General features: G+C 73.9%; 8 protein-coding genes. 6 read left to right on the forward strand and 2 right to left on the reverse strand.

Annotated features, from left to right (window positions below):
* Positions 1–47: 47 nt before the first annotated feature.
* A complete protein-coding gene (mnmA, locus tag ACZ4K2_RS05790) occupies positions 48–1,175 on the forward strand; it encodes a tRNA 2-thiouridine(34) synthase MnmA (protein WP_467474138.1) in 1,128 nt (375 codons plus the stop codon).
* A gap of 13 nt (positions 1,176–1,188) precedes the next feature.
* Here mnmA and ACZ4K2_RS05795 read toward each other — a convergent pair whose 3' ends face one another.
* A complete protein-coding gene (locus tag ACZ4K2_RS05795) occupies positions 1,189–1,971 on the reverse strand; it encodes an alpha/beta fold hydrolase (protein ID WP_467474140.1) in 783 nt (260 codons plus the stop codon).
* 38 nt (positions 1,972–2,009) lie between these two features.
* Positions 2,010–2,333: a DUF427 domain-containing protein gene (locus tag ACZ4K2_RS05800; RefSeq protein WP_467474141.1), complete on the reverse strand. Its 324-nt coding sequence runs from the start codon at positions 2,331–2,333 to the stop codon at positions 2,010–2,012.
* Between the two features lie 64 nt (positions 2,334–2,397).
* On the opposite strand from ACZ4K2_RS05800, the gene ACZ4K2_RS05805 reads away from it, so the two are divergent.
* The 5 genes from ACZ4K2_RS05805 (at position 2,398) to ACZ4K2_RS05825 (ending at position 9,403) form a co-directional block, all read left to right on the forward strand.
* Complete coding sequence (locus ACZ4K2_RS05805) at positions 2,398–2,937, forward strand: LOG family protein (RefSeq protein WP_467474144.1); 540 nt, start codon at positions 2,398–2,400, stop codon at positions 2,935–2,937.
* A 7-nt stretch (positions 2,938–2,944) separates the two neighbouring features.
* Positions 2,945–3,643 carry an SDR family oxidoreductase gene (locus ACZ4K2_RS05810; protein WP_467474146.1) on the forward strand — a complete coding sequence of 233 codons (699 nt, stop codon included), beginning with the start codon at positions 2,945–2,947 and terminating at the stop codon, positions 3,641–3,643.
* A 30-nt stretch (positions 3,644–3,673) separates the two neighbouring features.
* A complete protein-coding gene (locus tag ACZ4K2_RS05815; protein ID WP_467474148.1) occupies positions 3,674–4,681 on the forward strand; it encodes a methionine synthase in 1,008 nt (335 codons plus the stop codon).
* A gap of 15 nt (positions 4,682–4,696) precedes the next feature.
* The gene (gene ligA, locus ACZ4K2_RS05820; RefSeq protein ID WP_467474150.1) at positions 4,697–6,892 is read left to right on the forward strand and encodes an NAD-dependent DNA ligase LigA; all 2,196 of its coding nucleotides are present in this window, start codon (positions 4,697–4,699) and stop codon (positions 6,890–6,892) included.
* A 258-nt stretch (positions 6,893–7,150) separates the two neighbouring features.
* Complete coding sequence (locus ACZ4K2_RS05825) at positions 7,151–9,403, forward strand: putative bifunctional diguanylate cyclase/phosphodiesterase (RefSeq protein WP_467474152.1); 2,253 nt, start codon at positions 7,151–7,153, stop codon at positions 9,401–9,403.
* Positions 9,404–9,509: the final 106 nt, after the last annotated feature.

Consider the following 9,509-nt stretch of genomic DNA (forward strand, 5'->3'; position numbering starts at 1 on the left):
GATGTCCGGCCCACCGGGTTCCCGCGCCCCCTTACTCTGGAAGGGTTATGACTGACACCCCGCAGCGCACCCGCCCCCTCCGCGTCCTCGCCGCCATGTCCGGCGGGGTCGACTCCGCCGTCGCCGCCGCGCGCGCCGCGGAAGCAGGCCACGACGTCACCGGCGTCCACCTCGCGCTCTCCGCGAACCCGCAGTCCTTCCGAACCGGCGCGCGGGGCTGTTGCACCATCGAGGACTCGCGGGACGCCCGCCGCGCGGCCGACGTCATCGGCATCCCGTTCTACGTCTGGGACCTCGCCGACCGCTTCCGCGAGGACGTCGTCGAGGACTTCGTCGCCGAGTACGAGGCCGGCCGCACCCCGAACCCGTGCCTGCGCTGCAACGAGAAGATCAAGTTCGCCGCGCTGCTGGACAAGGCGCTCGCCCTCGGCTTCGACGCCGTCTGCACCGGCCACTACGCCAAGGTGGTCGTGGCCGAGGACGGCTCCCGCGAGCTGCACCGCGCCTCCGACATGGCGAAGGACCAGTCGTACGTCCTCGGCGTGCTGGACGAGAGGCAGCTCGCGCACGCGCTGTTCCCGCTCGGCGACACGGTGACCACCAAGGAGGAGATCCGCGCGGAGGCCGAGCGCCGGGGCCTCGCCGTCGCCAAGAAGCCCGACTCGCACGACATCTGCTTCATCGCCGACGGCGACACCCAGGGCTTCCTCGCGAACCGCCTGGGCAGGGCCGAGGGCGACATCGTGGACGAGACCGGCGCCAGGGTGGGCACCCACGAGGGCGCGTACGGCTTCACCATCGGCCAGCGCAAGGGCCTGCGCATCGGCACCCCGGCCCCCGACGGCAAGCCGCGCTACGTCCTCGACATCTCCCCGGTCACCAACACGGTCACCGTCGGCCCGGCCGCCGCCCTCGACGTCAGCGCCCTCACCGCGATCAGGCCCCGCTGGTGCGGCACCGCCCCCACCGGCCCCGGCACCTACACCGCCCAGCTCCGCGCCCACGGCGGCGAGACCGAGGTGCGGGCCGAAGCCGTCGACGGCGAGCTGAGGGTGACCTTCACCGAGCCGGTCCGCGGGGTCGCCCCCGGCCAGGCGATCGTGCTGTACGACGGCACGCGCGTGGTGGGCTCGGCGACGATCGCGGCCACCACGCGCGCGACGGCCGCGGTCTGAGCCGGCCCGCCCCCTAGTCCGCGAGGAACTCCGCCAGCACCGGCCCCAGCACCTCCGGCTCCACCATGTGGGTCTGGCCCGCCAGGACCCGGTGGGTGCCCCGGGGCACGGTGTCGGCGATCTCCCGGGCCGCCGCGCGCATCCACTCCGGGCTCAGGCCGCCCGCGACCGACAGCACGGGCACGGGGACCGCGGCGAGCCGGTCCCGGGGCAGCAGCCCGTCGCCCATGACCGCGTCGTCGTGCGCGAGGCTGGGGGCGAGGGCCTCCATGCCCGCCCACATGGGGGACTGGCGGGCGCCCCGGATCACCTCCTCGCCCAGCCCCGTCAGCCGCAGGAACAGCTCCACCGCGTCCCCGCGCCGGCCCTCCCCGAGCGCCCGGGCGAGCCGCTCCTTGTAGGCGGCCTCCCGCGCGGCCCCGTCCGCCAGGTGGTCGGCGTACGGCACCTCGTACACCGCCGCCCGGCGCACCGGCAGCCCGCCCGCCGCCGCGCGCAGGACCAGCGCGCCGCCCGAGGAGACGCCGAACAGCGCGGCCTCGCCGCCGACCGCGTCGACGAGCGCGGCCAGGTCCTCCACCTCGCGCTCGACCGCGTACGGCTCCGTGCCGCCGCTCCCGCCACGGCCCCGGCGGTCGTAGACCACGGCCGTGCAGTGGTCCGCGAGGTGCCGCGCCAGGGGCGCCACGGTGCCACCGGTGGACATCGCGCCGCTCACCAGGATCACGGCGGGCCCCCGGCCGGTCACCCCGTAGACGATGCAGGTGCCGTCGTGGGAAGTCGTCTTCTTGTCCATGGCCGTGCAGACTGCCGCACGGTACGGCGCTCACCCGGTCACGACACGTCGGCTTCGAAGAAGCAGAAGTGGTCCTTGATCTCGGCGACGCCCGGCGCGGGGTCCGGATAGGCCCAGACGAGGTCGGGCGCGTCCGGCAGCGACCAGTAGGACGCCGTGCCCTTGAAGGGGCAGACGGTGTGCGTGCCGGAGGGCGTCAGGAGGTCGAGGCGGACGTCCTCGGCCGGGATGTAGTAGCGCACCGGACAGCCGGTCTCGCGCAGCTCCAGCGGGCGGTCGGTCTCGGCGAGTACCCGGCCGCCGTGCACCACGCGCACGTGCCGCTCGCTCTTGTCGATGGTGATCGTGTGTCCTCGGCTCATACCGGGACAGCGCCGGGAGGAGGCCGGTTCTTCCCGCCGGGCGCGGGACCGTACGGTGGAGGCCATGAACATCTGCGTCTTCCTGTCCGCCGCCGACCTCGACGAGCGCTACACGCGGCCCGCCCGCGCGTTCGCGGAACTGCTCGGCAAAGCCGGCCACACGCTGGTCTGGGGCGGTTCCGACAGCGGTCTGATGAAAGTGGTCGCCGACGGCGTGCAGGAGGCGGGAGGCAGGCTGCTGGGCGTCTCCGTGGAGTTCCTCGCGAACAAGGCCCGGCCCGGCGCCGACGAGATGGTCATCGCGGCCGACCTCGCCGAGCGCAAGAGGCTGCTGCTGGAGAAGGCCGACGCCGTGGTGATCATGGTGGGCGGCACCGGCACGCTGGACGAGGCCACCGAGATCCTGGAGCTGAAGAAGCACGGCCGCACCGGGAAGCCGGTCGTGCTGCTCAACACGGCGGGCTTCTACGACGGCCTGCGCGAGCAGTTCCGCCGCATGGAGACCGAGGGCTTCCTGCCCCGCCCGCTGGCCGACCTGGTCTTCTTCGCGGACGAGCCGGCCGGCGCCCTGGCCTACCTGGAGGAGCAGGCCGGCACCCGGTGATGCGAGCATGGCGGGCATGGCTACTCATGTGATCACCGGGGCCGGTTCCGGCATCGGCGCGGCCGTCGCCCGGCGGCTGCACGCGCGCGGGGACGACATCGTGCTGCACGCGCGCGACGCGGGCCGGGCCAGGGAACTGGCGGCGGAGTTCCCCGGCGCCCGCACCCTGGTCGGCGACCTCGCGGACCCGGACAGGCTGTCCTGGGCCTTCTCCCACCAGAGCCTGCCCGAGCGGGTGGACTCGCTGCTGCACGTCGCCGGGGTCGTCGACCTCGGCGACGTCGGCGACCTGACCCCGAAGTCCTGGCACCACCAGCTCAACGTCAACCTGATCGCCCCGGCGGAGCTGACCCGGCACTTCCTGCCGCAGCTCCGGGTGGCCCGCGGTCATGTGATCTTCGTCAACTCCGGCGCCGGCCTCAGCGCCTCCGCCGGCTGGTCCGCCTACGCGGCCTCCAAGCACGGCCTGAAGGCCCTGGCCGACTCCCTGCGCCAGGAGGAGCACGCGGCCGGCGTCCGCGTCACCTCGGTCTACCCCGGCCGCACCGCGAGCCCCATGCAGGTCAAGGTGCACCGGCAGGAGGGCAAGGACTACGACGCGGCGCGGTGGATCGATCCCGAGTCGGTCGCCACCACGATCCTGATGGCCCTCGACCTGCCGGCGGACGCGGAGGTCAACGACCTGACGGTGCGGCCGGGGCGCTGACCCGGGCGGGGCGTTCCGTAGGCTTCCCGGGTGAGCGAAAACAGCCAGTTCAGGTTCGCCGGGGCCACCGGTGTCGGATCCCTGCCCGGGGGCGACGCCCAAGAGGCCGCCAAGACCGCCACGGGGTCCTGCGAGGACTTCCCCTTCCTTCCAGAGCTGCCCGCGCGCGGACCCGGCGCCGACATGATCGGCCGTACCGCGGGGATGCTGGTCGAGCTGTACGCGCGCGTGGAGCCCAGCGGCTGGCGGCTCGGCGACCGGCCCGGCCGGGACACCAAGCGGGCCCGGTCCTGGCTGGGCGAGGACCTGGACGCCCTGGAGGAGTTCACCCGGGGCCACGAGGGCGATCTGAAGGTGCAGGCCGTCGGGCCCTGGACGCTGGCCGCCGCGCTGGAGCTGCGCAACGGCGAGTCCGCCCTGTCCGACCCCGGCGCGTGCCGGGACCTCGCCGCCTCGCTGGCCGAGGGGCTACGGCTGCACCTCGCCGAGGTGCGGCGCCGCGTCCCCGGCGCCCGGCTCGTCCTCCAGCTCGACGAGCCCTCCCTCACCGCCGTCCTGAGCGGCCGGGTCCGCACCGCCAGCGGCTACCGCACGCACCGCGCCGTGGACCGGCAGGTCGTGGAGTCGACGCTGCGGGACGTCGTCGCGGCGCACGGCGGCGGCCCCGTGGTCGTCCACTCCTGCGCCCCCGGCGTGCCGTTCGCGCTGCTGCGGCGGGCCGGCGCGGCGGCCGTCTCCTTCGACTTCGCGCTCCTCACCGAACGTGACGACGACACGATCGGCGAGGCCGTCGAGAGCGGCACGCGGCTGTTCACCGGTGTCGTGCCCGGCACGGACGGCCCGTTGTCGGACCCTGCCGGTAGCGTCATGGGTGTCAGGACGCTGTGGCGCAGGCTGGGGCTGCATCCGGGGCTGCTCGCGGAGGCGGTCACGGTGACCCCGGCGTGCGGTCTCGCGGGCGCTTCCCCCGGCTACGCACGGCAGGCGCTCGCCCACTGCGTCCAGGCGGCGAGATCCCTCGCGGACAACCCAGAGTAACGGGAGGACCACACGGTGGCCGGCGACAAGCAGCAGGCGGAGACGGCGGTTCCCGCCGAGGCACGGGACAGGCACGCGCAGCTCGCTGAGCAGATCGAGGAGCACCGCTTCCGGTACTACGTGAAGGACGCTCCCGTCGTCAGCGACGCCGAGTTCGACGAGCTCCTGAAGACCCTCCAGGCCATGGAGGAGCGGTACCCGGAGCTGCGCACCCCGGACTCGCCCACCCAGAAGGTCGCCGGCTCGTACGAGACGGAGTTCACGGCGGTCGCGCACCGCGAGCGGATGCTGTCCCTCGACAACACCTTCAACGACGACGAACTGGCCGCCTGGTCCGACCGCGTCGCGAAGGAGCTGGGCGAGCAGGAGTACCACTTCCTGTGCGAGCTGAAGGTGGACGGCCTCGCGGTCAACCTCACCTACGAGAAGGGCCGCCTGACCCGCGCCGCCACCCGCGGCGACGGCCGCACCGGCGAGGACATCACGCCGAACGTCCGCACCATCGCGGAGATCCCGGACCGCCTGAAGGGCGAGCGGGTGCCCGATCTGGTGGAGGTCCGCGGCGAGGTCTACTTCCCGATGGAGAAGTTCCTCGAACTGAACGAGCGCCTGGTCGCCGCCGGCGACAAGCCCTTCGCCAACCCCCGCAACGCCGCCGCCGGTTCGCTGCGCCAGAAGGACCCGCGGGTCACCGCCACCCGCCCGCTGCACATGGTCGTCCACGGCATCGGCGCCCTGGAGGGCTACTCGGGCATGGCCCGGCTCTCCCAGGCGTACGACCTGCTGAAGACCTGGGGGCTGCCCACGTCCCGGCACAACCGCGTGGTCGACGACCTCGACGGCGTGCGGGAGTTCATCGCGTACCACGGCGAGAACCGGCACTCCGTCGAGCACGAGATCGACGGTGTCGTGGTGAAGCTGGACGAGATCCGCCTCCAGGGCCGGCTCGGCTCCACCGCGCGGGCCCCCCGCTGGGCCATCGCCTACAAGTACGCGCCGGAAGAGGTCAACACCAAACTCGTCGACATCAAGGTGGGCGTCGGCCGCACCGGCCGCGTCACGCCGTACGCCCAGGTCCAGCCGGTCGTCGTCGCGGGCAGCGAGGTCGAGTTCGCCACCCTGCACAACCAGGAGGTCGTCAAGGCCAAGGGCGTGCTCATCGGGGACACCGTCGTGCTCCGCAAGGCCGGTGACGTCATCCCGGAGATCCTCGGCCCGGTGGCCGACCTGCGGGACGGCAGCGAGCGGGCGTTCGTGATGCCGGGCGAGTGCCCCGAGTGCGGAACGGCGCTGCGGCCGATGAAGGAGGGCGACATCGACCTCCGCTGCCCCAACGCCCGCACCTGCCCGGCGCAGTTGCGCGGGCGCGTCTCGTACCTGGCGGGCCGCGAGTGCCTGGACATCGAGCACTTCGGCGACGTGGCCGCCGCCGCGCTGACCCAGCCGCTGGAGCCGGCCGACCCGCCGCTGGTGGACGAGGGCGACCTGTTCGACCTGACGGTGGAGAAGCTGCTGCCCATCAAGGCGCACGTCCTCGACCCCGACAGCGGCCTGCCCAAGCGGGACCCCAGGACGGGCGAGGAGAAGGTCGTCACCGTCTTCGCCAACCAGAAGGGCGAGCCGAAGAAGAACACCCTCGCCCTGCTGGCGAACATCGAGGCGGCCAAGTCCCGTCCGCTCGCCCGTTTCCTGAACGGGCTGTCCATCCGGCACGTGGGACCGGTCGCCGCGCAGGCCCTCGCACGCGAGTTCCGGTCCATGGAGCGCATCGAACAGGCGACCGAGGAGGAGCTGGCGGCCACCGCCGGTGTCGGCCCGATCATCGCCGCCGCCCTCAAGGAGTGGTTCGCCGAGGACTGGCACCGCGAGATCGTCCGCAAGTGGAAGGCCGCGGGGGTCCCGCTGGAGGAGGAGTCGTCCGGCGAGGACGAGGGGCCGCGTCCGCTGGAGGGGCTCACGGTCGTCGTCACCGGCACGCTGGAGCACCACACCCGTGACGGGGCCAAGGAGGCGCTCCAGCGGCAGGGTGCCAAAGTGACCGGTTCGGTATCGAAGAAGACTGCTTTCGTCGTTGTGGGTGACAACCCCGGATCGAAATACGACAAGGCCGTGCAACTGAAGGTTCCGGTGCTGAACGAGGAGGGATTCGCCGTCCTTCTGGAGCAGGGGCCGGACGCGGCGGCCGAAGTCGCGCTTTCGGCCGGAGAGTAGCGGTTGAAGGCCACCCGATCGGCGCATATCAGATGCATACGGGTGGCCCGGGCGCATTCGGGCAACCGTCGGAGACCGCTGCCCGTGGAAGCCTTCCGCGGCCTACTGTTGAGGTGTGCGCCTGCCGTGCCCGGCCACGGCTGGGGCACCCCTGCGCCCTCCTGAGGCCGGGGGAAGGTTTCTTCGACGCGGAGCCGCTGATGGTTGTCGGGCATCGGGCCGCGTGGCGTGGGCACCGCCGGCTGTGAGAGGGACGGAATGAAACCGACCGAGAGCGTCGCTGCCGGCTCACGGCTGCGCCCGCGCCGCCGCGCAGGCGCAGGGCCCGGGCACCGGTGGGCCGGGTGGACCGGGCTGACCGCGGGGCGCCGCGCGCATGTGCGCCCACGCCCCGCCGGACCGGGCGCCGCCGTCGAGACCGCCGCCCCCCTGCCACCGGTCGCCGCACCCACCCCCGTCCTGGACTGCGCCGACACCGAACGCCAGACCTCCCGGCCGGTGCTGCCCGCGGTCCTGACCGCGGCCGCGGCCCTTGCCCTGGCCGCCGGCTTCCACCGCGCCTTCAGCGGCCACCACGCCCTCTTCCCGCGCGGCACGGCCGGCTGGGCGCTGGCCCTGCTCACCGGCGTCATCGTCGGCCACCTCGTGATGCTCGGCCGCGCCCGCTGGTGGGGCGGCACCGGCTCGGGCGCCGCGCTGACCCTCGCCGCCCTGCTGCTGTACGGCTGGCTGCCGGCCGGCCTGGTCAGCCTCACCGTCGTCGTCCTGGTCGGCATCGCCCGCCGGCACCACTGGCGGCAGGGCGTGCTGCACGGCGCGGTCGACATCCTCGGCATCGGCGTCGGCGCCCTGCTGCTGGGCGCGTTCGGCCGGGTCCCGAGCGTGGAGGAGCCCTGGCGGCCCGGGACCTGGACCGCCGCCACGGTCCCCGAGGTCGTCCTGGTCGCGGTCGCCTACCTCGCCGGCAGCCGCGGCCTGCTGTGGTACCTGCACGCCCCGCGCGGCGGCGGGGTGCCCACCGCCGCCCGGACCGCCCTGATCAGGCAGGGCCTGGTCGCCGTCGCGCTGCTCGGCATCGCGCCCCTGCTGTGCGCCGTCGCGGACGCGCAGCCGATCCTGCTCCCGCTGTTCGCCATCCCGCTCATCGCCCTGGACTCCACCCTGTGGATGGCCCGCGCCCGCGCCGAGGAGCAGTTGCGCGATCCGCTGACCGGACTGCCCAACCGCCAGTGGCTGCTGGAGCGGATCTGGACCGCTTTGGACGACGCCGAGCGCATCGGGGCCCGCACCGCGCTCATGCTGATCGACCTCGACCGCTTCCGGTCGGTGAACGACACCCTCGGCCACCTGGCCGGCGACCGGCTGCTGCTCCAGATAGCCGACCGGCTGCGGCTCGCCCTGCCGCGCGGCGCCGAGGCCGCCCGGCTCGGCGGGGACGAGTTCGCCGTCTTACTCCCCGTGGCCGACTCCATCACGTCGGCCACCCGCGTCGCCCGCGGCCTGGTCACCGACCTCAGCTCCCCGCTGGACCTGGACGGACTCACCCTCGTCCTGGAGGCCAGCGCGGGCGTCGCCGTCTTCCCCGACCACGCGCTCGACGCCGAGGGACTGCTGCGCCGCGCCGACGTGGCGATGTACCAGGCGAAGCGGGACCGCACGGGCGTCGAGGTGTACGAGTCCAAGCGGGACTCCAACACCCCGGACCGGCTCGGCCTGCTGGGCGACCTGCGCCGCGCCCTGGACGCGCACGAGGTGCAGCTCCACTACCAGCCCAAGGTCCGCTTCGACGGCCAGGTCGCCGGCCTGGAGGCGCTGGTGCGCTGGGTCCACCCGGAGCGCGGCAAGGTCCCGCCGGACGAGTTCATAGCGATAGCCGAGTCCTCGGGGCTGATGCCCCACCTCACCGAGTACGTCCTGGAGACCGCGCTCGCCCAGGTCGCCCGGTGGCGCGCACAGGGCCTGCGGGTGCCGGTCGCCGTCAACGTCTCCCCGCGCGACGTGCACACCCCCGGCTTCGCCGGCTCCGTCGCCGCCCGGCTCGCCCGGCACGGGGTCCCCGCGGGGGCGCTCCAGCTGGAGATCACCGAGCACGTCCTGCTGGAGGACCCGCAGCGGGCCGCCGACACCCTCGCCGGGCTGACCGGGCACGGCGTCAAGATGTCCCTGGACGACTTCGGCACCGGGTACTCGTCCCTGGTGCACCTGCGCCGGCTGCCCGTCAGCGAGTTGAAGATCGACCGTTCCTTCGTGGCCCGGCTGGCGGTCGACGCCCAGGACGCCGAGATCGTGCGCTGCACCCTCGACCTGGCCCACTCGCTGGGCCTGCTCGTCGTGGCCGAGGGCGTGGAGGACGACGAGACCTGGGAGCGGCTGCGGGACCTGGGCTGCGACGCGGTACAGGGCTGGCTGGTCGCCGCGGCGATGCCCCCGGACGAGACCACCGCGTGGCTGCTGGCGCGGGGCTCCCGCGGCTGGCAGCGCCCCCGCGCCGCCCTCCCGGCCGCGGAGTAACCCCCCGACGTCCTCGCGGTGGCGGCTCCGCCGCGATGGGCCCGGGGCGGCCGTGTCCGCGTGGCCGGGCGCCCCGCGCATCGTCCCCGCGCCCGCGTGCCGGGCT

The sequence above is a fragment of the Streptomyces sp. NPDC025833 genome (assembly GCF_055558055.1).

Coding starts and splice junctions, on each gene's coding strand:
- mnmA (WP_467474138.1), top strand. CDS start 48: ATGACTGACACCCCGCAGCGCACCCGCCCCCTCCGCGTCCTCGCCGCC.
- ACZ4K2_RS05795 (WP_467474140.1), bottom strand. CDS start 1,971: ATGGACAAGAAGACGACTTCCCACGACGGCACCTGCATCGTCTACGGG.
- ACZ4K2_RS05800 (WP_467474141.1), bottom strand. CDS start 2,333: ATGAGCCGAGGACACACGATCACCATCGACAAGAGCGAGCGGCACGTG.
- ACZ4K2_RS05805 (WP_467474144.1), top strand. CDS start 2,398: ATGAACATCTGCGTCTTCCTGTCCGCCGCCGACCTCGACGAGCGCTAC.
- ACZ4K2_RS05810 (WP_467474146.1), top strand. CDS start 2,945: ATGGCGGGCATGGCTACTCATGTGATCACCGGGGCCGGTTCCGGCATC.
- ACZ4K2_RS05825 (WP_467474152.1), top strand. CDS start 7,151: ATGAAACCGACCGAGAGCGTCGCTGCCGGCTCACGGCTGCGCCCGCGC.